This is a genomic window from Nocardioides sp. dk884 (assembly GCF_009557055.1).
Taxonomy (GTDB): domain Bacteria; phylum Actinomycetota; class Actinomycetes; order Propionibacteriales; family Nocardioidaceae; genus Nocardioides.
On the sequence record NZ_CP045649.1, the window covers coordinates 1,592,488 to 1,612,519 of the forward strand.

Below are 20,032 nucleotides of genomic sequence, written 5' to 3' on the forward strand. Positions count from 1 at the left end.
CTCAGTTCGGCGACCAGCGCGTGCGCGCCACCTCGGTCGCCGGCAGCGAGGCGATGACGTTCATCGCCCGCAGCTCTTCGCGCAGCAGGTCGGTGACCAGCACCAGCCGCTCGGCGGCGTCGGCGGCCTCGAGCAGCTCCTGGCGCTGCGGCATCGGCAGCGGGGCCGCAGCCGCCAGCGTCCAGGAGAGGTACGTCGCGTCGCGCGGCAGCGGTCCGACCTGCGGGTCCAGCCCGAGGTCGGCCAGCATCGCGCGGTAGGCGGTGAAGGTGGCGCGGGCCTGCTCCAGGACCTCCTCGGACACGCCGTCGGTGGCCTCGGGGAGCTCGCGGACCTCGCCGACCGGGAAGTCGCCGGAGGTGTCGAGGCGGTCCAGCTCGAGACGGTCCAGGGCGACGGCGACGATGTCGTAGGAGCCGTCGGGGCGGGCCTCGATCTCGTTCACCCGGACCCGCACCCCGACGCGGAACAGCGACTGGGCGCCGTGGTCGCCGACCTCGTAGCCCTCCCGGATGCCCACGGTCCCGAAGACCCGGTCGACGGGGTCCTCGATCTCCAGCAGGTGCTCGATCAGGGCACGGTAGCGGTCCTCGAAGACCCGGAGCGGGACGCTCACGCCCGGGAAGAGGACCGCGTTGAGCGGGAACATCGGCAGCGTGGGTGTCACCTCGGCGACAGTAGTCGAGTCGACGTCCCAGCTGGCGTCGCGGGTTCGGTGCCACGGGGGCAGGCTCGTAGAATCGGGGCATGATTCGCCGGATCGACCTGCGGGGGGCCGCGAGCCCCGTCGACTATCGCGCCGCCGTGCCGCGCGCCGAGTTCGACGTCGAGGCCGCCACCCATGCCGTGCGCCCGATCCTCGAGGACGTCCGCACCCGCGGTGTCGAGGCGATCCGCGAGCTCTCCGAGCGCTTCGACGGCGTCGCCGTCGACGACCTGCGGGTTCCCGTCGCGGTGATGACCGAGGCCCTGGCGAACCTCGACCCCGCTGTGCGCGCCGCGCTCGAGGAGTCGGTACGCCGGCTCCGGGCCACCTGCACCGCCGAGCTCGAGACCGACGTGGTCACCGACCTCGCGCCGGGCGCCCGGGTGACGCACCGGATGGTGCCGGTCAACCGGGTCGGGCTCTACGTGCCGGGCGGGCTGGCCCCGCTGGTCTCCAGCGTGCTGATGAACGCCGTCCCGGCCCAGGTCGCCGGCGTCGGCTCGATCGCGCTGGCGAGCCCGCCGCAGGCCGAGTTCGGCGGACTGCCGCACCCCAACATCCTGGCCGCGTGCGCGCTGCTCGGCATCGAGGAGGTCTACGCCGTCGGTGGCGCCCAGGCGATCGCGATGTTCGCCTACGGCGTCGGCGAGTGCGCCAAGGTCGACCTCGTCACCGGTCCGGGCAACATCTACGTCGTGACCGCCAAGCGGCTGCTCAAGGGTGAGATCGGCATCGACTCCGAGGCCGGCCCCACCGAGATCGCCGTCCTCGCCGACGACACCGCCGTGGCCGCCCACGTCGCCGCCGACCTGATCAGCCAGGCCGAGCACGACCCGCTCGCTGCCTCGGTGCTGGTCACCCCCTCCGAGCGGCTCGCCGAGGAGGTGCTGGTCGAGCTCGACAAGCAGGTCGGCGCGACCAAGCACGTCGAGCGCATCCGCACCGCGCTCAGCGGCTCGCAGTCGGGCATCGTGCTCGTCGACGACCTCGAGCAGGGCCTGGCCGTCGTGGACGCCTACGGCGCCGAGCACCTGGAGATCCAGACCGAGGACGCCGCCGCCTGGGCCGCGCGGGTCACCAACGCCGGCGCGATCTTCGTCGGCGCCCACGCCCCGGTCTCCCTCGGCGACTACTGCGCCGGCTCCAACCACGTGCTGCCCACCGGCGGCTGCTCCTGCCACTCCTCGGGCCTGTCGGTGCGCGCGTTCACCAAGTCGGTGCACGTCATCGACTACTCGCGCGAGGCGCTGGCCGAGGTGGCCGACCACGTGGTGACCCTGGCCGAGGCCGAGGACCTGCCCGGTCACGGTGCCGCGGTGCGCGTGCGCTTCGAGAGCTGAGGCGGCCGTGACCCAGACGAACCCCACAGGGGAGAGGTCTGCCTGGCCGCCCCTGCGCGCGGAGCTGCGCGGCCTCGAGCCGTACGGCGCCCCGCAGCTCGACGTACCGGTGCAGCTCAACACCAACGAGAACCCCTACGGCCCCTCGCCGGAGTGCGTCGCCGACATCGCGACGGCGGTGGCGCACGCCGCGACCACGCTGAACCGCTACCCCGACCGCGAGTTCACCGAGCTGCGCACCGAGCTCGCGGCCTACCTCACCCGCGACCTGGCCGGCACCGGCCCGGAGCGGATCACGCCCGAGATGGTGTGGGCGGCCAACGGCTCCAACGAGGTGATGCTGCAGCTGCTGCAGGCCTTCGGCGGCCCGGGGCGCACCGCGCTGAGCTTCGCCCCGACGTACTCGATGTATCCCGAGTACGCCCGCGACACCCACACCCGCTGGGTGCAGGGGCGCCGCGAGGAGGACTTCTCCCTCGACCTGGACGCCGCGCGCGCCCTGATCGAGGCGGAGCGGCCCGGCGTCGTGCTGCTGCCCTCGCCGAACAACCCGACCGGCACCGCGCTGCCGCCCGAGGCGGTCAGCGTGCTGTGCGAGGCCGCGGCGTCGTACGAGCCGCAGGGCCTGGTCGTCGTCGACGAGGCGTACGGCGAGTTCCGTCGCGCCGGCACCCCGAGCGCCCTGGAGCTGCTCGGCACCCACCGCAACCTGGTGGTCAGCCGCACCATGAGCAAGGCGTTCGCGCTGGCCGGCGCGCGGCTCGGCTACCTGGCCGCCGACCCGGCGATCCTCGACGCCGTGCGGCTGGTGCGCCTGCCCTACCACCTCTCGGCGGTGACCCAGGCGGTCGCGCTGGCCGCGCTGCGCCACGCCCCCGAGCTGCTCGGCAAGGTCGACGACCTGCGTGCCGAGCGGGACGCCTGCGTGACCTGGCTGCGCGGGCAGGGCCTGCAGGTCGCCGACAGCGACGCCAACTTCGTGCTCTTCGGCACCTTCGCGGACCGCCACGCGGTCTGGCAGGGTCTGCTCGAGCGCGGGGTGCTCGTGCGCGAGACCGGCCCGGAGGGCTGGCTGCGCGTCTCGATCGGCACCCCGACCGAGATGGCGGCGTTCCGCGCGGCGCTCACCGAGGTCGTCGCCGCAGCGCCCGCCCCCGATCCTCACGACCCGCACACCCTGGAGGCACCATGAGCAGGACCGCCCGCATCGAGCGGCAGACGAGCGAGTCGAAGGTCCTCGTCGAGGTGAACCTCGACGGCACCGGCACGCACGACATCTCCACCGGCATCGGGTTCTACGACCACATGCTGACCGCGTTCTCGCGGCACTCGCTGGTCGACCTGACCGTGCACGCCGAGGGTGACCACTGGATCGACGCCCACCACACCACCGAGGACACCGCGATCGTCCTGGGCCAGGCGCTGCGCCAGGCGCTGGGGGACAAGAAGGGCATCCGTCGCTTCGGCGACGCCACGGTGCCGCTCGACGAGACGCTCGTGCAGGCCGTCGTCGACGTCTCCGGGCGTCCCTACTGCGTGCACACCGGCGAGCCGGAGGGCCAGCAGTACGTCCAGCTCGGCGGCAGCACCCCGGCGTACCTCGGCTCGCTGACCCAGCACGTCTTCGAGACCATCGCCTTCCACGGCCACCTCGCGCTGCACGTGCGGGTGCTGGCCGGCCGCGAGCCGCACCACATCGTGGAGACGCAGTTCAAGGCCTTCGCCCGCGCGTTCCGCGACGCGATCGCGCTGGACCCCCGTGAGACGGGCGTCCCGAGCACCAAGGGTGCGCTCTGAGCGCCCGGAAGCGGGTCGTGGTCCTCGACTACGGCTCGGGCAACCTGCGCTCGGCGGTCCGCGCGGTCGAGCGGGCCGGCGCCGAGGTCACCCTCACCGCCGACCGCACGCTCGCCCAGGACGCCGACGGGCTGCTGGTGCCGGGCGTGGGCGCGTTCGCCGCGTGCATGCAGGGCCTGCGCGCGGTGCGTGGTCCCGAGCTGATCGGACGCCGCCTCGCCGGGGGTCGCCCGGTGCTCGGCATCTGCGTGGGCATGCAGGTCCTGTTCGCCCGCGGCGTGGAGCACGGCGTCGAGACCGAGGGCTGCGATGAGTGGCCGGGCGTCGTGGAGCGGCTCCAGGCCCCCGTCGTACCCCACATGGGCTGGAACACCGTCGAGGTCCCGGACGGCTCCCGGCTCTTCGCGGGGCTCGAGGACGAGCGGTTCTACTTCGTGCACTCCTACGCGGTGCGCGAGTGGACCCTGGAGACCAACGACCGCACCGAGGCGCCGCGGGTGACGTGGTCGGAGCACGGTGGGGACCGCTTCGTCGCCGCCGTCGAGAACGGTCCGCTCTCCGCCACCCAGTTCCACCCCGAGAAGTCCGGGGACGCCGGCGCCGCGCTGCTGCGCAACTGGGTGCAGTCGCTCTGAGCGACCGCCCCGGCCCCGCCGGGCGCCCCGTCCCGACCGTCACGAGCCCGAAGAAGGAACCATGAGCGACTACCTCCAGCTGCTGCCCGCCGTCGACATCACCGAGGGGCAGGCCGTCCAGCTCGCGCAGGGTGTCGCGGGCTCCGAGCGCGCGTACGGCGACCCGATCGCCGCCGCGCTGCGCTGGCAGGAGGCCGGGAGCGAGTGGCTGCACCTGGTGGACCTCGACGCCGCCTTCGGGCGCGGCAGCAACCGCGAGCTCCAGGCGCAGATCGTCGGCGCCCTCGACATCGACGTGGAGATGAGCGGCGGCATCCGCGACGACGAGTCGCTCGAGGCCGCCCTGGCCACCGGCTGCCGCCGGGTCAACATCGGCACCGCCGCGCTGGAGAAGCCCGAGTGGTGCGCCAAGATCATTGCCGAGCACGGCGACCGGATCGCGATCGGCCTCGACGTGCGCGGCACGACGCTGGCGGCCCGCGGCTGGACCAAGGACGGCGGCGACCTCTTCGAGACCCTCGCGCGCCTCGACTCCGAGGGCTGCGCGCGCTACGTGGTCACCGACGTCAACAAGGACGGCATGCTGCAGGGCCCGAACCTGCAGCTGCTGCGCGACGTCTGCGCCGCCACCGACGCCCCGGTGATCGCCTCCGGTGGCGTCACCGAGCTCTCCGACATCGAGGCGCTCATGGAGCTGGTCCCACTGGGCGTCGAGGGCGCGATCGCCGGCACCGCGCTCTACGAGGGCCGCTTCACCCTGGAGGACGCCCTCGCGCTCACGCTCCCGGCCTCGCGGCGCGCGCGATGAGCCTCGCGGTCCGGGTCATCCCGTGCCTCGACGTCGACGCAGGCCGGGTGGTCAAGGGCATCAACTTCCGCGAGCTGCGCGACGCCGGCGACCCGGTCGAGCTGGCCCGCACCTATGACGCGGAGGGCGCCGACGAGCTGACCTTCCTCGACATCTCCGCCTCTCACGAGGGGCGCGCCACGACGATGGACATCGTCTCGCGCACCGCCGAGGAGGTCTTCATCCCGCTCACCGTCGGTGGGGGCGTCTCCTCGGTCGCCGACGTCGACCGGCTGCTGCGGGCCGGCGCCGACAAGGTGGCGGTCAACACCGCGGCGATCCGCCGCCCCGAGCTGGTCGCGGAGATCGCCGGCCGCTTCGGCAACCAGGTGCTGGTGCTCTCCGTCGACGCCCGCCGTGCCGAGGGCATGGACTCCGGCTTCGAGGTCACCACCCACGGTGGCCGCAAGTCCGCCGGGATCGACGCGCTGGAGTGGGCGGCGCGCGCCGCCGAGCTCGGCGCGGGGGAGATCCTGCTCAACGCGATGGACGCCGACGGCACCGAGGACGGCTTCGACCTCGACCTGATCCGCGCCGTACGCCGCGAGGTCTCGATCCCGGTGATCGCCTCCGGCGGCGCCGGCCGCGCGGAGCACTTCGCGCCGGCCATCGACGCCGGCGCCGACGCCGTCCTCGCCGCGACCGTCTTCCACTTCGGCAAGGTCCGGGTCCGCGAGGTCAAGGACGCGCTGGTCGCCGGCGGTCACCCGGTCCGCTGAGGCGGCCCGCCGCCTGCGGGGCCGACCGCGCGCCGTCAGTGGGTGTGCGAGGGAACGACCCGGCCCTCGCTGGCCTGGACGAGCACGAACCCCTGGCCGCTGAAAGCGAGCTGGAACGCCTCCCCGGACCCGCGCCCGATGAGGGCGCCGGCGCCCGCCGTACGCCGCACCGACGTGGTCAGCGAGGCCGACCACGCGATCGCCGACTGGATGTCGGCGTACGTCGGCGCGTCGACGTTCAGCATGACCGGCGTGCCGTGGGAGGTGACCGCGACGGTCCCGGTCCCGGTGAACGTGGTGTTGAAGACGCCGCCGGCCATCATGGACGCGCCCTCCACCCGCTTGATGTCCCAGGTGAGCGCGGAGTCGAAGGCCAGGACGTTGCTGCCGTTGACCGTCAGGGCGTCGCCCTCGAGCCGCACCAGGTGGATCTCCATCGCGTCGTCGGCGAGGAAGACGTCGCCGCGTCCGGACACCTTCATCAGCGGCATGCCCTCGCCGGTGAGGGTCTTCTTCAGGAACCTCCCCATGCCGCCCGATCCCTGGTAGGCGAAGTCCACCTCGCCCTGGTAGGCGACCATCGCGCCCTGGCGCGCCATGACCTCCCCGTCGAGCGCCACCCTGAGCATCTTGGAGTTCTGCAACGCGAAGCGGTCATCGCTCGTCGACTCGAGGTTGGTGTCGAACAGGTCGCTGCGCATGGGTCTCCTCCAGGGCGTGGATGTCGGTCGCAGGCTACGGGCTCGCGCAGCGGGGTCGGCGCAGCGAAACGCAGTGGCTGCACCGGTCGCTTGGTGCGTTGAGACGAGGACGCGGGCCGAGTTCGTCCTCGAGCTCGAGCGCCCGGTCCGCGCGAAGCGCCGCGACGGTGCGCACCGTGGCCGCCGTGTGCGTGCACCCCAGCTGGGCCACCGAGGCCACCATCACGATCACCGCACTGCGGTCCCTGGCCCGCCGGCTCCAAGCACTCACGGCCGAGGCCGTCACCAACCCACACCTCCGCGCCATAGCCCTTGACCAGCCAGAGGAGCGTCCCAGGCAGGGGTGTGGCCCCGCCGGCGTGGTGCCGGCGGGGTCTGGGGCGGTCGATCTATTCGTCAGGCGGGTGGGCGGTGACGAGGCGGGTGGTGGTGCGGTCCTTGATCAGGTGGAGGCCGTGGGGTGATCGCCAGAGGCAGGTCGTGGCGTCGGTCTTGTCGTAGGTCCAGGCGGTGTGGGTCTTGGCCCGGTGATGTCGACGACAGAGCGGGGCGAGGTTGCAGCTGCACGTAGGCCCGTCGGGACCATGGGCGGTGACGTGGTCGGTGTCGCAGCGTCGGGCGGGGCGTTCGCACCACGGGAAGGCGCACACCGGCTGAGCGAGACGGGTCTGCTCGGCGAGCCGGTCCGGGATCGCGTAGGCGTCGGTGTGGTGGTGGGCCTCGAGGTCGATGACCGGCTTGATCACGACCGGGGCGTCGCCGCTGCACCACTGGCGGACCTGCTCGGTCGACACGATGGACCGGGTCTCCTCGACGTGGGCGATGCCTGCCTCATCACGGCTGATCGCGGCGTGGGAGAGATGGACGTGAATCACGACCTGGCGGGGCTTGACGACCGAAGCGGCGCCGTCACCTGCCTCGGCGCGCAGGTCGAACGCCAGCTGCCGGCGGGCGAGCTCACCGACGGCCATCGAGCGGCGCACGTCCAACGACTCCGTCGACCCGAGAGCCGCCAGTTCCTCGGCGCCGTGCCGGATCGCGGTGTCGAGGTCGACTGCGTCGGCCAGGTCGAGAACACCCTCGACGTGGACGGTGCCGTCGTGGGTGGCCTCGCGGGTGTGGACGTCGAACCGACGCCCGTCCGCAGCGACGAGGCGCTGCTTCTCCGCACCTTCGGGGTCGAAGGCGACGCGGGCCTGGTCGACGAGCCGCTCGATCCCGGCCCAGCTGATCTTCCCCACGAAGCCGGTCACCTGGCGGCCCACGAAATCGGCACCGTCGAGCGGCAGGGTGGTGGTCAGCTGCGCGAGTCGCCGGGCCTTCCACAGCGGCACTTTGCCGGCGCGGACCAGCTTCCAGGTGCGCTTGAGCCGGTGGGCCAGCTCGAGCGCGTCACCGACGAGCGAGCGGGCGGAGTCGGTCGACAAGCCGAGCGCGGCACCGAACTCGATCGGCGCGAACTCCGCGACCAGCGGGGCACCTTCACCAGCCAGCGGCACCGCGAGCTCCCCGAACACCAGTCCGGTCGTCGGTGTCGCGTCGGCGACGGACTCTTCGGGGTCATCGACGCCCACACCAGGGCGGCCTCCAGGACGTCGATCTTCGCCCGCTGGGCTGCGGCCCGGCGGCGCTGTGCGAACGCCAGCACGGCGGCTGGGGTGTCGCACTCGGGGAGTTCGGGGGAGGCCATGCCTCATCTTACTCGAACGTGTGTTCGACGAAAAGAGATTGGGCGGAGCCGAAAGGTAGAGACTCTTCGGCAGGCGCGACCACGGACTCCCGCCCATGACCTCGCTGCTGCCGGGTACCGGGGAAGGATGATGACGACCACCCCTCCCGCACCTGAGCCCGACGTCGTGCCGTCCAACCCCGAGCCTGACGTGGTGCCGTCCCCGATGCCGCCGGCGGAGCCCGGCGAGGACCCGGGGGTGCCGCCGGCACCCGGCCCGGACACCGAGCCGGCGCCGGTCTGACCACCGGTCCGAGCAAGCCCGAGCAACCCCGAGCAGCGGCTAGTCCTCGGCCCCGAGCACACAGCCGGGGTTGAGGATGCCGCGCGGGTCGAGCGCGTCCTTGACGGCGCGCGACATCGCCAGCGTGCCCGGGTCCAGCTCGCGGTGCAGCCACCCGCGCTTGAGGCGCCCGACACCGTGCTCGCCGGTGATCGTGCCGCCGAGCTCGAGGGTCGCCTCGGTGATCGCGTCGAAGGCCCGGCGGGTCGCGGCGGCGCCCTCCGCGGAGCCGTCGTGGACCAGCGTCGGGTGCATGTTGCCGTCCCCGGCATGGCCGAAGACCCCGATCGTCACGCGCTCCTGCGCGGCGATCGCCTCGATGCGCCGCACCAGCTCGACCACGCGCGAGCGCGGCACACAGACGTCGTCGAGCAGCCAGCTGCCGAGTCGCTCCAGGGCCGGCAGCGCCTGACGGCGGGCCTCCAGCAGCGCCTCGGACTCCGCGTCGTCTTCGGCGACCGCCACGTCGAGGGCGCCGTGATCGGCGCAGGTCCGTCCTGCCGCGGCCACGGTCGCTGTGGCGTCCGGGTCGTCGGCCTGGAGCAGCAGCATCGCCGCCGGGTCGCCGAGCCCCATGCCGGTGAGCTCGTCGACGGCGCGCAGCGTGGTGCGGTCCATCAGCTCCAGCATCGACAGCGGCGTCGCCGACGCCGTGAGCGCCGCGACCGCGGCGCCGGCCGCCTCCAGGGAGGCGAAGGTCGCCACGGCTGTGCGCGCCGGAGCGGGGGCCGCGAGCAGCCGCACGGTGACCTCGGTGATCACCCCGAGGGTGCCCTCCGAGCCCACCAGCAGTCGAGTGAGGTCGTAGCCCGCCACGCCCTTCGCGGTACGCCGCCCCGGCCGCGCCACGGTCCCGTCGGCCAGCACGACCTCCAGGCCCAGCACGAAGTCGCCGGTCACGCCGTACTTCAGGCAGCACATGCCGCCGGCGTTGGTGGCGACGTTGCCGCCGATCGTCGAGAACGCCACGCTGCCCGGGTCGGGCGGGTAGAAGAGCCCGGCCGCGCGCGCGGCGGCGCGCAGGTCGGCGGTGACCACCCCCGGCTGCACGACCGCCACCCGCTCGACCGGGTCGAGCTCGAGGATCCGGTCCATCCGCGCGGTGCTCAGCACCACGCTTCCGGCCGGCGCCTGCGCGCCGCCGCTGAGCCCGCTGCCGGCGCCGCGGGGGACCACCGGCACCCGGTGCTCGTGGGCCAGCGCCAGCGCGGCCGCGACCTCGGCGGTGGCACGGGGGCGCAGCAGGCCCGCCGGGCCGCCGGCGCCGCCGCCCTCGGAGGCGTCGCCGGCGTGCGCCGCGACGACGTCCGGGTCCTCGACGTACAGGTCCGGGCCGAGGGCGGCGAACGGCGACCCGTCGCTCACCGCGCCGCCCCGGCGTCCGGCGTCACTTGACGGCGAGCTCGCCGAGCTCGGACCAGCCGGTGCCCGGCACCTCGGTGCTGACGATGCGCGGCGTCTCCACGAGGTACGGCGGCAGCTCGCGCTGTGCGGCCTTGAAGTGGTCGGAGGACACGTGCACGCCGCCGGCGTCGCCGTCGACGAACGCCTCGGTGAGGACGTACTCGTTCGCGTCGTCCAGGCTCCGCGACCAGTCGAACCACAGGCAGCCCTCCTCGGCACGGGTGGCTTCGGTGAAGGACCGGGAGATCTCCGGCCAGTTCTCGGCGTGTTCGGGCTTGATGCGGAACTTCGCGGTGATGAAGATCAAGGCTGCTCCTCGGCAGGGGGCGGACGAAGGGATCTGACCTTAACCAGCCCGCGCGGTGGACGGCCATGGCCCACCGGGCAGGCCCCGGACCGCTCCCGCCGCTGTCCTGCTCGGGGCGCCGGAATACCGTGGTGGCGACCCGGGTTGGCCCCGAGGCGGAGCAGCCGATTCCACGGACAGGAGCAGGGTGAGCGAGGAGCACGGCACGCGACGCGGCACGACCTGGGCGGGGTTCCGGGTGCTGGGGGTGGCGATCCGCCGCGAACCCTTCGTCTTCACGCTCTCCACGCTGGGCAGCGTGCTGTTCGGCGCACTCACGGTCGCCGACGCCTGGGTGCTCGGCTGGGCCACCGACCACGCGGTGCTGCCCGCCTTCGAGAACGGCGAGATCGGGCCCGGCGTGCTGGTCGCCGTCGTCGCGCTGTTCCTCGGCGTGGCGCTGCTGCGCGCGGTCGGCATCGTCGCCCGACGGCTCGGCGCCGGCATCATGCAGTACCGCATGCAGGCGCACACCCGGCGCGCGGTCACCCGCCAGTACCTCGCGCTGCCGATGGAGTGGCACCAGCGCCACCCGACCGGCCAGCTGCTCTCCAACGCCAACTCCGACGTCGAGGCCGCCTGGGCGCCGATCGCTCCGCTGCCGATGGCGGTCGGCACGCTGGCGATGATGGTGATCGCGGTCGCGCAGATGCTCTTCGCCGACCTGGTGCTCGCCCTCGTCGGCCTGCTGGTCTTCCCGGCGGTCGTGCTCGCCAACCTCGTCTACCAGCGTCTCGCCTCCCCGCTCATGACCCGCGCCCAGCAGCTGCGCGCCGAGCTCAGCGAGATCGCCCACGAGTCCTTCGACGGCGCCCTGGTCGTCAAGACGCTCGGCCGCGAGAGCGAGGAGACCGCCCGGTTCGCCGCGGTCGCGGAGGAGCTGCGCGAGGTCAACACGCGTGCGGGCAAGATCCGCGCGGCCTTCGACCCGACGCTCGCGGCGCTGCCCAACCTCGGCGTCCTCGTCGTGCTGGCGCTCGGGGTCTCCCGGGTGGTCAGCGGCGCGAGCGACGCCGGCGCCGTGGTCACGGTGGCCTACCTGCTCACGATCGTGTCCTTCCCGATCCGCTCGATCGGCTGGCTGCTCGGGGAGTTCCCGCGCAGCGTGGTCGGCTTCGAGCGGGTGAGCTCGGTGCTCGCCGCCACCGGCAGCATGGAGTACGGCGAGCAACGGCTCGCCGCCGACGGCGGGGCCCGCCTCGACCTCGAGGGCGTGGGCTTCGCCTACGACCCCGCCCAGCCGCTGCTGCGCGAGGTGACGCTGCGGGTGGAGCCGGGTCGCACCGTCGCGCTGGTCGGCGCCACCGCCTCCGGCAAGAGCACGCTGACGACCCTGGTCGCCCGGCTCATCGACCCCGACACCGGTCGGATCCTCATCGACGGCACCGACGTGCGCGACCTGGACCGCGGTGAGCTCGCCCGCTCGGTCGCGGTGGTGCCGCAGAGCGCGTTCCTCTTCGACGACACCGTGCGCGGCAACGTCACCCTCGGCCTCGAGGTCTCCGACGAGGAGGTCTGGGCGGCGCTGCGCGCGGCGCAGGCCGACGGCTTCGTCGCCGCCCTGCCCCACGGCCTCGATACCCAGCTGGGCGAGCGGGGCGCGTCGCTGTCCGGTGGCCAGCGCCAGCGCATCTCGCTGGCGCGCGCCCTCGTACGCCGTCCGCGCCTGCTCGTCCTCGACGACGCGACGTCCGCGGTCGACCCGGAGGTCGAGGCACGCATCCTCGCCGCGCTGCGCCGTGAGAGCGGCGGCGCCAGCCTGCTGGTCGTGGCCTACCGCAAGGCGACGATCGCGCTGGCCGACGAGGTCGTCCACCTGGCCGGCGGACGCATCGTCGACCGGGGCACCCACACCGAGCTGCTGGCCCGCAGCACCGCCTACGCCGAGCTGGTCAACGCCTACGAGGCCGACCCCGAGGCCCAGCCCGCGGGGGAGCGGTCATGAGCGAGACGCGCAACATCAGCGGCACCACGATGAACACCGGCGAGGACATCGGCGCCTTCGAGACCGTGCGCCGCGGCATCCGCTACTCCCCGCAGCTGCTCGAGGGCATCCGCGGCACCGTGGCCCTCGCCGTGGTCGCGTCGGTGGGCCAGGTGGTCGTGCCGATCGCGGTGCAGCAGACCATCGACCGCGGGCTCAACGGCCCCGACGGCCCGGACACCTCCTTCGTGGTGCTCATGGCGATCGCCGCCGCGCTCGCCCTCGTGGTGACCAGCGTGGCGTCGTACGCCATGACCTCGCGGCTGTTCCGCACCTCCGAGCGGGGCCTGGCCGTGCTGCGCACCCGCGCCTTCCGCCACGTCCACGACCTGCCAATGCTCACCCAGAGCACCGAGAGTCGCGGCGCCCTGGTCTCGCGGGTGACCAGCGACGTCGACCAGGTCAGCCAGTTCCTCACCTACGGCGGTCTGCTGCTGGTCGTCAGTGTCGGGCAGGTGGTCCTGGCCACGGTGGTGATGCTGGTCTACAGCTGGCAGCTCGCGCTGGTCGTGTGGGTCTGCTTCGCCCCGCTGTTCCTCAGCCTGCGCTACTTCCAGCGCAAGCTCTCCGACGCCTACGGCACCGTGCGCCGCCAGGTCGGCATCACGCTCTCCGCGATCGCCGAGCCGGTCGTCGGCGCCGCCGTCGTGCGCTCGTACGCCGTGGAGGGGCGCACCCAGCGCCGCATCGACGAGGCGATCGCCGCGCACCAGGCGGCCAGCACCCGCGCCCAGGGCATCACCGCGTTCTCGTTCTCCCTCGGCGGCATCTCCGCCGGCCTCGCCAACGCCGGGGTGCTGGTGATCGGCATCCTGCTCGGCTTCGCCGACGACATCACCGCGGGCGAGGTGCTCGCCTTCGCCTTCTTGGTCACCTTGTTCGTCGGGCCCGTGCAGACCGGCACCCAGATCATCACCGACGCCCAGAACGCGATCGCCGGCTGGCGCCGTGTGGTGGGCATCCTGGACACCCCGGCCGACCTCGTGGATCCCGGCCCGGACGGGCACACCCTGCCCGCGGGGCCGATCGACGTGCGCTTCGACCATGTCACCTTCGCCTACCCCGGCGGCCCGCCGGTGCTGCGCGACATCGACCTGTCGATCGCCGCCGGCACCCGGGTCGCGATCGTGGGGGAGACCGGCTCGGGCAAGTCCACCTTCGCCAAGCTGCTCACCCGCCTGATGGACCCCTCCGAGGGCGCGGTGCTGCTCGACGGCGTCGACGTGCGCACGATCGCCGGCTCCTCGCTGCGGCGCAGCGTCGTGCTCGTGCCCCAGGAGGGGTTCCTCTTCGACGACACCCTGGCCGCCAACGTCCGCTACGGGCGCCTGGAGGCGAGCGAGGAGGAGATCCGGGCCAGTGCCCGCGAGCTCGGCCTCGCCGACTGGCTCGACGCGCTGCCGCAGGGCCTTTCGACCCGGGTCGGCCAGCGGGGGGAGTCGATGTCGGCGGGCGAGCGCCAGCTGGTCGCGCTGCTGCGCGCCCACCTCGCCGACCCCGACCTGCTCGTGCTCGACGAGGCGACCAGCGCGGTGGACCCCGCGCTGGAGATGCGCATCGGGCGCGCGCTGGAGCGGCTGATGTCCGGGCGCACCTCGGTCACGATCGCGCACCGCCTCTCCACGGCGGAGAGCGCCGACGAGGTGATCGTGGTCGACCGCGGCCGGATCGTGCAGCGCGGACCGCACGCCGTCCTGGCCGCCGAGCCCGGCTCGGTGTACGCCGGCCTGCACGCCTCCTGGGTGGCCCAGCACGGCGTGGGATGACGGTGGGATGATGGGGACATGCCCCTCGACCCCGCCGTCGCCGCCCGTCTCAAGCGCTCTCCCGACGGGCTGGTCCCCGCAGTCGTCCAGCAGTACGACACCGGTGCGGTGCTCATGCTCGGCTGGATGGACGACGAGGCCCTCGCCCGCACGCTGAGCACCGGGCGGGCGACGTACTGGTCCCGCTCGCGCCAGGAGTACTGGGTCAAGGGCGACACCTCCGGGCACGTGCAGCACGTCAAGGAGGTCCGCCTGGACTGCGACGGCGACACCCTGCTGCTCCAGGTCGACCAGGTGGGCGCGGCCTGCCACACCGGGGACGCCACCTGCTTCGACGCCGACCTGCTGCTGGGAACGCCGTGACCGACGCACGCCCCCGCGCCCGCCGCACCTTCGGGCCGGTCGTCCTGGCCGGGCTGGCCGGCGCCGGCCTCGCTGCCTACGCGAGCACCCGGCAGTGGGCGCGCATCGACGAGGGCTCGACCGGAGCGGCGTTCACCCCGATGTCCGACTCCGCGGGGGAGTCGCCGCTCGCGGCGTCGCTCTCGCTGGTCGTGCTCGCGTGCTGGGGGGTCGTGCTGGTGACCCGCGGCATCGTGCGCCGCGCGGTGCTCGCGCTCTCGGTGCTCGCCGCGGTGGCCACCGTGGTGACCGTGGCCGTGGGCTGGAGCCAGACCGCGGAGCCGCTGCGCGAGGCGCTCGAGGGCGTGGACCTCGGCGGCTCGGTCTCGCACACCTGGTGGTGGGCCGCAGCCCTCGCGGGCGCCGTCGTGGCGCTGGCGGCGGGAGCGGCCGGCGTACGACTCGCGCCGGCGTGGCCGGAGATGGGCCGTCGCTACGACACCCCCACCGGCGGGCCGGTCGCGGACGACGCGACGCCGGCGGAGGAACGCAGCAACCTCGACCTGTGGAAGGCGATGGACGAGGGGCACGACCCGACCGCGTGAGGCCCGGAGCGGGTCAATACACTGAGCCCGCACCACCGAGACCACCGAGCGCGAGCACGAGGAGCATGCATGTCCGCCAGCCACGGCAACACCCCCGCAGCCTGGACGGGCGTCACCGTCGCCATGGCCGGCATCCTGATCGGCTGCGTCGGGCTGCTCTTCGACCCGGTCAAGATGCCGGTGTTCTGGATCGGCCTCGTGGTCACGTTCCTCGGCCTGGTGGTCTTCATCGTCATGGACAAGATGGGCCTGCACGAGGACTGAGCGAGCGGCCACCGCGCGGCGCGATGCCGACCCGGTGGCACCGAGACGACCGGGAGGTCGCGTGAGCGTCGTCGAACCGGCTGCGCCGGGTAGCACCACGACCTCGCGCGCCGCCCGGATGCGGGCCCCGCTGCTCACGATCGCAGCCCTGGGCGCGACCACCGCCGCCCTGCACCTGCGCGACCCGCACTCCTCCGGCAGCTGGGGCTACTGCCCCTCGGCGGCACTCGGCTTCGCCTGCCCCGGGTGCGGCGGCCTGCGCGCCGTCAACGATCTGACCCACCTCGACCTGGCCGCGGCCGCCTCGAGCAACCTGGCCTTCGTCGTGGCGCTGCCGTTCCTGCTCGCCGGGCTCGGCTGGTGGACGCTGCGTCGCTGGCGCGGCGCCCCCGCCCTGGGCGTGCCGGGTCCGCGGCTGCGGGTCGCCGGCTACGCGGCGTGTGCCCTGCTGGTGGTGTTCACGGTGCTGCGCAACCTGCCGGCCGGCAGCTGGCTGGCGCCCTGACGCGCCGGGGCCTCAGCGGCCCCGGCGCGGTCGGACAGGATCAGTTGAACTCGTTGGTGTAGGTGATGTCGATGACACCGGTGCCGACGAGGATCCAGTACAGGACGCTGAGGACGATCCCGGCGATGCCGAGGATGACGCCCCACTTCGCCAGGCCCTCGCCCTTCTTCGTGCCCTGGGACTCGCGGATCTCCTTCTTGCCCAGCTGGCCGAAGACGATGCCGAGGATCGAGAAGATGAAGCACCCCCAGAAGCAGGGCACGACCCCGATGATGCCCAGCACCAGACCGGCGACGGCCATGCCGGAGTTCTTCGGAGGCATCGCGCCGTAGGGCGGCTGCGGGGCTCCGTAGGAGGGCGGCGGCGGCTCGTTGTAGCTCACGGGGTTCGTTCTCCTCTGCAGTGGGCCGGGACGCTCCCGGCCGACTCCGGGGAACGTACCGCCTCTCGGGCCGATCAAACCTCGCTGTGGATCGGGTGAGAGGATCGCACGGTGCGAAACCATGACCGCGTTGGAGGCTCCGTGACGGTGCTCGAGCAGATCATCGCCGGCGTGCGCGAGGACCTTGCCGCGCGCGAGGCCGCCCGTCCGCTCGCCGACGTCCGGGCGGCGCTCAGCGACGTCGAGGCGCCGCTGGACCCGATGCCCCGCCTGCGCGCCGCGGAGAGCTCGGTCATCGCCGAGGTCAAGCGCAGCAGCCCCAGCAAGGGTCACCTCGCCGAGATCGCCGACCCCGCCTCGCTGGCCCGTGAGTACGCCGCCGGCGGGGCCGCCGCGATCAGCGTGCTGACCGAGCAGCGCCGCTTCTCCGGCAGCCTGGCCGACCTGGTCGCGGTGCGTGCCGCGGTCGACGTACCGGTGCTGCGCAAGGACTTCATCGTCACCAGCTATCAGCTGGTGGAGGCCCGCGCCGCGGGGGCCGACCTCGCGCTGCTGATCGTGGGCGCGCTCGACGACGACACCCTGCGCCGTCTCCACGACGAGGCCCGCGAGCTCGGGCTCACCCCGCTCATCGAGGTCCACGACGAGGCCGAGACCGAGCGCGCGGTCGCCCTGGGCGCCGAGCTCGTCGGGGTCAACAACCGCAACCTCAAGACCCTCGAGGTCGACAACGACACCTTCGCCCGGCTCGCGCCGCTGATCCCCGACGACCGGGTCAAGGTCGCCGAGTCCGGGGTCTTCGGCGTCGCCGACGTGCAGCAGTTCGTCGACGCCGGCGCCCGCGCCGTCCTGGTGGGCGAGGCGCTCGTCAAGGACGGCGACCCGCGCGCGGCCGTCGCCGCCATGACCGGCCTGCGGGCCGGCGACCACATCACTGCCCCGGGAGGCAACCGGTGACCACCCACCCCGAGCACACCACGTCCTTCGACGCCGACGACCGCGGCTGGTTCGGGGACCCGGCGACCGGCTGGGGCGGGCGGTTCATGCCCGAGGCGCTGATCGCGGCGCTCGACGAGCTCACGGTGGCCTGGCAGGAGGCGATGGCCGACCCGACGTTCGTGGGGGAGTTCGACACGATCCTGCGCGAGTACGGCGGCCTGCCCAGCCCGCTGTACCACGCCGAGCGGCTCTCCGAGAAGGTCGGCTGCCGGGTCCTGCTCAAGCGCGAGGACCTCAACCACACCGGCGCTCACAAGATCCGCAACGTGCTCGGCCAGGCGCTGCTGACCAAGCGGATGGGCAAGACCCGCGTCATCGCCGAGACCGGCGCCGGCCAGCACGGCGTCGCGAGCGCGACCGCCGCGGCGTACTTCGGGCTGGACTGCACCGTCTACATGGGCGCCGTCGACACCCGTCGCCAAGCGCTCAACGTGGCCCGCATGCACCTGCTCGGCGCCAAGGTGGTCCCGGTCGAGGCCGGCTCCGCCACCCTCAAGGACGCCATCAACGAGGCGCTGCGCGACTGGGTCAGCTCCGTCGACCACACGGCGTACCTCTTCGGCACCGCGGCCGGCCCGCACCCGTTCCCCAGCATGGTCCGCGACTTCACCCGCGGCATCGGCGACGAGGCGCGCGCCCAGTGCCTCGAGCGGTACGGCGTGCTGCCGGACGCGATCGCGGCGTGCGTGGGCGGCGGCTCCAACGCCATCGGCCTGTTCGCCGCCTTCCTCGACGACCCCGAGGTCGCGATCTACGGCTTCGAGGCCGCCGGCGACGGCGTGGACACCCCGCGTCACGCCGCCACGCTGCACTCCGGCACCCGCGGCGTGCTGCACGGCGCACGCACCTTCGTGCTCCAGGACGCCGACGGCCAGACCGTCGAGTCCCACTCGATCTCCGCCGGCCTGGACTACCCCGGCGTGGGCCCGCAGCACGCGCACCTGGCGGCGACCGGGCGGGCGACGTACCGGCCGGTGACCGACACCGAGGCGATGGACGCGCTGCACCTGCTCAGCCGCACCGAGGGCATCATCCCGGCGATCGAGTCCTCCCACGCGATCGCAGGCGGGCTGAAGGTCGCGGCCGAGCTGGCCGAGGAGAAGGGCCCCGACGCGACCGTGCTGATCAACCTCAGCGGCCGCGGCGACAAGGACATGGGCACCGTCGTCGAGTGGTTCGGACTCGGCAACCCCGACGAGGTCACGGAGGACCCGGCCAAGTGAGCACCCGTCCCGTCTTCGACAAGGCCCGCGGCGAGGGCCGCGCCGCCCTGGTCGGCTACCTGCCGGCCGGGTTCCCCGACGTGCCCGGCGGCATCGACGCGATCAAGGTGATGGTCGACTCCGGCTGCGACGTCATCGAGATCGGGCTGCCCTACACCGACCCGGTGATGGACGGACCCACGATCCAGGCCGCCGCGCTGCAGGCGCTGGAGAACGGCTGCCGCACCGCCGACGTGCTGCGCACGGTCGAGGCGGTCGCCGCGACCGGCACCCCCACGCTCGTGATGACCTACTGGAACCCCGTCGAGGCCTACGGCGTCGAGCGGTTCGCCGCCGACCTGGCCTCCGCCGGGGGAGCGGGCCTGATCACCCCCGACCTCACCCCCGACTTCGCGCCGGAGTGGATCGCCGCCGCCGACGCCCACGACCTGGACAAGGTCTTCCTGGTCGCGCCGTCCTCCACCGAGGACCGGGTCGCGATGACGACCGCCGCCTGCCGGGGCTTCGTCTACGCCACCGCCGTGATGGGGGTGACCGGTGCGCGCAGCACCACCAGCAACCTCGCCGGGCCGCTGGTCGCCCGCACCAAGGCGGCCATCGAGGCCCAGGGCACCGGCCTGCCGGTCGGCGTCGGTCTCGGCGTCAGCACCGGCGACCAGGCCGCCGAGGTCGGCTCCTACGCCGACGGCGTCATCGTCGGCTCGGCGTTCGTCCGCGCCCTGCTCGACCACCCCGATGACCGGGCGGCCGGCCTGCGGGCTCTGGGCGCGCTCGTCGAGGAGCTCGCGGAGGGAGTACGCCGGCGTGCGTAGCTCCCTGCGGGCCGTGGGGCGCTCCGCGGCTGCGGCCGCCGCCGCGCTCCTCGTGCTGAGCTCCTGCGGCAGCGAGGCGACCCCGGCGGACGAGCCGAGCGGCACCGCCGTGGAGCCGCCGTTCGACGTCGCCGCGACCACGCTGAGCGACACCGACGGCGAGCCGTTCGCGCTGGCCGAGGACACCGAGGACCCGCTCACGCTGGTCTTCTTCGGCTACACCCGCTGCCCGGACATCTGCCCCGCGGTGATGTCCACGATCACCTCCGCGCTCACCCGCCTGGACGAGGAGACCCGCGAGCAGGTGCAGGTGGTCTTCGTGACCACCGACCCCTCGCGCGACGACCCGGCCACCCTGCGCCGCTACCTCGACCGCTTCGACGAGGACTTCGTCGGGGTCACCGGCGAGCTCGAGGAGATCGGCGAGCTCGCCGAGTCCGTCGGCGTCTTCGTCGCCGGCGCCGAGGAGCTCGCCTCGGGCGGCTACGACCTCGGCAGCCACGGCGCCCAGGTGATCGCGGTGGACCAGGACGGCCAGGCTCCGATGTACTGGGGCCAGGACACCTCGTCGGCGGAGTACGCCCACGACATCGAGCTGCTGGTGGGAGACCTGTGATCGAGCACCTGGCGAGCCTCGCCCCGA

23 protein-coding genes are annotated in these 20,032 nt (G+C 73.4%); 17 read left to right on the plus strand and 6 right to left on the minus strand.

Annotation, left to right across the window (positions count from 1 at the left end):
* Position 1 precedes the first annotated feature (1 nt).
* Positions 2–667 (minus strand): LON peptidase substrate-binding domain-containing protein, encoded by a 666-nt coding sequence (locus tag GFH29_RS07755; protein WP_153322798.1) that lies wholly within the window; start codon positions 665–667, stop codon positions 2–4.
* A gap of 80 nt (positions 668–747) precedes the next feature.
* Between GFH29_RS07755 and hisD the strand changes: the two genes are divergently transcribed.
* The 6 genes from hisD (at position 748) to hisF (ending at position 6,044) form a co-directional block, all read left to right on the plus strand.
* Positions 748–2,046 (plus strand): histidinol dehydrogenase, encoded by a 1,299-nt coding sequence (hisD, locus tag GFH29_RS07760; protein WP_153322799.1) that lies wholly within the window; start codon positions 748–750, stop codon positions 2,044–2,046.
* Between the two features lie 7 nt (positions 2,047–2,053).
* On the plus strand, positions 2,054–3,238 hold the full coding sequence (locus tag GFH29_RS07765; protein ID WP_153322800.1) for a histidinol-phosphate transaminase: 1,185 nt from the start codon (positions 2,054–2,056) through the stop codon (positions 3,236–3,238).
* Positions 3,235–3,843, plus strand: a complete 609-nt coding sequence (hisB, locus tag GFH29_RS07770; protein WP_153322801.1) for an imidazoleglycerol-phosphate dehydratase HisB — start codon at positions 3,235–3,237, stop codon at positions 3,841–3,843. The genes GFH29_RS07765 and hisB overlap by 4 nt, the downstream gene beginning before the upstream one ends.
* Positions 3,844–3,860: 17 nt before the next feature.
* Positions 3,861–4,478, plus strand: a complete 618-nt coding sequence (gene hisH / locus GFH29_RS07775; RefSeq protein WP_416224772.1) for an imidazole glycerol phosphate synthase subunit HisH — start codon at positions 3,861–3,863, stop codon at positions 4,476–4,478.
* A 61-nt stretch (positions 4,479–4,539) separates the two neighbouring features.
* Entirely contained in the window at positions 4,540–5,286 is a 747-nt protein-coding gene (gene priA, locus GFH29_RS07780; protein WP_153322803.1) for a bifunctional 1-(5-phosphoribosyl)-5-((5-phosphoribosylamino)methylideneamino)imidazole-4-carboxamide isomerase/phosphoribosylanthranilate isomerase PriA, read from the plus strand.
* A complete protein-coding gene (hisF, locus tag GFH29_RS07785) occupies positions 5,283–6,044 on the plus strand; it encodes an imidazole glycerol phosphate synthase subunit HisF (RefSeq protein WP_153322804.1) in 762 nt (253 codons plus the stop codon). The genes priA and hisF overlap by 4 nt, the downstream gene beginning before the upstream one ends.
* A 35-nt stretch (positions 6,045–6,079) precedes the next feature.
* On the opposite strand, the gene GFH29_RS07790 is transcribed toward hisF, so the two are convergent.
* Both GFH29_RS07790 and GFH29_RS07795 read right to left on the minus strand, forming a co-directional pair.
* A complete protein-coding gene (locus GFH29_RS07790) occupies positions 6,080–6,745 on the minus strand; it encodes an AIM24 family protein (RefSeq protein ID WP_153322805.1) in 666 nt (221 codons plus the stop codon).
* 389 nt (positions 6,746–7,134) lie between these two features.
* Complete coding sequence (locus GFH29_RS07795; protein WP_194289007.1) at positions 7,135–8,319, minus strand: HNH endonuclease signature motif containing protein; 1,185 nt, start codon at positions 8,317–8,319, stop codon at positions 7,135–7,137.
* 246 nt (positions 8,320–8,565) lie between these two features.
* Between GFH29_RS07795 and GFH29_RS07800 the strand changes: the two genes are divergently transcribed.
* Entirely contained in the window at positions 8,566–8,718 is a 153-nt protein-coding gene (locus tag GFH29_RS07800) for a hypothetical protein (protein WP_153322807.1), read from the plus strand.
* A 39-nt stretch (positions 8,719–8,757) separates the two neighbouring features.
* On the opposite strand, the gene GFH29_RS07805 is transcribed toward GFH29_RS07800, so the two are convergent.
* Positions 8,758–10,122, minus strand: a complete 1,365-nt coding sequence (locus GFH29_RS07805) for an FAD-binding oxidoreductase (protein ID WP_153322808.1) — start codon at positions 10,120–10,122, stop codon at positions 8,758–8,760.
* A 22-nt stretch (positions 10,123–10,144) separates the two neighbouring features.
* On the minus strand, positions 10,145–10,468 hold the full coding sequence (locus GFH29_RS07810; protein WP_153322809.1) for a putative quinol monooxygenase: 324 nt from the start codon (positions 10,466–10,468) through the stop codon (positions 10,145–10,147).
* Between the two features lie 187 nt (positions 10,469–10,655).
* Between GFH29_RS07810 and GFH29_RS07815 the strand changes: the two genes are divergently transcribed.
* The 6 genes from GFH29_RS07815 to GFH29_RS07840 all read left to right on the plus strand — a co-directional run bounded on the left by GFH29_RS07815 (position 10,656) and on the right by GFH29_RS07840 (position 15,973).
* Positions 10,656–12,452, plus strand: a complete 1,797-nt coding sequence (locus GFH29_RS07815) for an ABC transporter ATP-binding protein (RefSeq protein WP_153322810.1) — start codon at positions 10,656–10,658, stop codon at positions 12,450–12,452.
* Positions 12,449–14,257 (plus strand): ABC transporter ATP-binding protein, encoded by a 1,809-nt coding sequence (locus GFH29_RS07820; protein WP_153322811.1) that lies wholly within the window; start codon positions 12,449–12,451, stop codon positions 14,255–14,257. The genes GFH29_RS07815 and GFH29_RS07820 overlap by 4 nt, the downstream gene beginning before the upstream one ends.
* An 18-nt stretch (positions 14,258–14,275) precedes the next feature.
* Positions 14,276–14,620 (plus strand): phosphoribosyl-AMP cyclohydrolase, encoded by a 345-nt coding sequence (hisI, locus tag GFH29_RS07825; RefSeq protein WP_153322812.1) that lies wholly within the window; start codon positions 14,276–14,278, stop codon positions 14,618–14,620.
* The gene (locus GFH29_RS07830; protein WP_194289006.1) at positions 14,617–15,204 is read left to right on the plus strand and encodes a Trp biosynthesis-associated membrane protein; all 588 of its coding nucleotides are present in this window, start codon (positions 14,617–14,619) and stop codon (positions 15,202–15,204) included. The genes hisI and GFH29_RS07830 overlap by 4 nt, the downstream gene beginning before the upstream one ends.
* Positions 15,205–15,273: 69 nt before the next feature.
* The gene (locus GFH29_RS07835) at positions 15,274–15,468 is read left to right on the plus strand and encodes an HGxxPAAW family protein (RefSeq protein WP_153322814.1); all 195 of its coding nucleotides are present in this window, start codon (positions 15,274–15,276) and stop codon (positions 15,466–15,468) included.
* A 61-nt stretch (positions 15,469–15,529) separates the two neighbouring features.
* A complete protein-coding gene (locus GFH29_RS07840) occupies positions 15,530–15,973 on the plus strand; it encodes a DUF2752 domain-containing protein (protein ID WP_228387833.1) in 444 nt (147 codons plus the stop codon).
* Positions 15,974–16,013: 40 nt separating this feature from the next.
* Here GFH29_RS07840 and GFH29_RS07845 read toward each other — a convergent pair whose 3' ends face one another.
* Positions 16,014–16,355, minus strand: a complete 342-nt coding sequence (locus GFH29_RS07845; RefSeq protein WP_194289005.1) for a DUF4190 domain-containing protein — start codon at positions 16,353–16,355, stop codon at positions 16,014–16,016.
* Positions 16,356–16,496: 141 nt separating this feature from the next.
* Between GFH29_RS07845 and trpC the strand changes: the two genes are divergently transcribed.
* From trpC to GFH29_RS07865, 4 genes are read left to right on the plus strand one after another with little or no spacing between them, the layout of a single operon-like run.
* Positions 16,497–17,312 carry an indole-3-glycerol phosphate synthase TrpC gene (gene trpC / locus GFH29_RS07850; RefSeq protein ID WP_153322816.1) on the plus strand — a complete coding sequence of 272 codons (816 nt, stop codon included), beginning with the start codon at positions 16,497–16,499 and terminating at the stop codon, positions 17,310–17,312.
* A complete protein-coding gene (gene trpB, locus GFH29_RS07855; RefSeq protein WP_153322817.1) occupies positions 17,309–18,577 on the plus strand; it encodes a tryptophan synthase subunit beta in 1,269 nt (422 codons plus the stop codon). Before trpC ends, trpB begins: the two co-directional genes overlap by 4 nt.
* Positions 18,574–19,389, plus strand: a complete 816-nt coding sequence (gene trpA / locus GFH29_RS07860) for a tryptophan synthase subunit alpha (RefSeq protein WP_153322818.1) — start codon at positions 18,574–18,576, stop codon at positions 19,387–19,389. The genes trpB and trpA overlap by 4 nt, the downstream gene beginning before the upstream one ends.
* Positions 19,382–20,005 (plus strand): SCO family protein, encoded by a 624-nt coding sequence (locus tag GFH29_RS07865; RefSeq protein WP_228387834.1) that lies wholly within the window; start codon positions 19,382–19,384, stop codon positions 20,003–20,005. The genes trpA and GFH29_RS07865 overlap by 8 nt, the downstream gene beginning before the upstream one ends.
* Positions 20,006–20,032 lie beyond the last annotated feature (27 nt).

Bases quoted from the DNA above. Each gene is read 5' to 3' on its own strand.
- GFH29_RS07835 (WP_153322814.1), top strand. From the start codon at position 15,274: ATGTCCGCCAGCCACGGCAACACCCCCGCAGCCTGGACGGGCGTCACC.
- hisB (WP_153322801.1), top strand. From the start codon at position 3,235: ATGAGCAGGACCGCCCGCATCGAGCGGCAGACGAGCGAGTCGAAGGTC.
- hisF (WP_153322804.1), top strand. From the start codon at position 5,283: ATGAGCCTCGCGGTCCGGGTCATCCCGTGCCTCGACGTCGACGCAGGC.
- hisD (WP_153322799.1), top strand. From the start codon at position 748: ATGATTCGCCGGATCGACCTGCGGGGGGCCGCGAGCCCCGTCGACTAT.
- GFH29_RS07820 (WP_153322811.1), top strand. From the start codon at position 12,449: ATGAGCGAGACGCGCAACATCAGCGGCACCACGATGAACACCGGCGAG.
- priA (WP_153322803.1), top strand. From the start codon at position 4,540: ATGAGCGACTACCTCCAGCTGCTGCCCGCCGTCGACATCACCGAGGGG.
- GFH29_RS07800 (WP_153322807.1), top strand. From the start codon at position 8,566: ATGACGACCACCCCTCCCGCACCTGAGCCCGACGTCGTGCCGTCCAAC.
- GFH29_RS07790 (WP_153322805.1), bottom strand. From the start codon at position 6,745: ATGCGCAGCGACCTGTTCGACACCAACCTCGAGTCGACGAGCGATGAC.
- hisI (WP_153322812.1), top strand. From the start codon at position 14,276: ATGCCCCTCGACCCCGCCGTCGCCGCCCGTCTCAAGCGCTCTCCCGAC.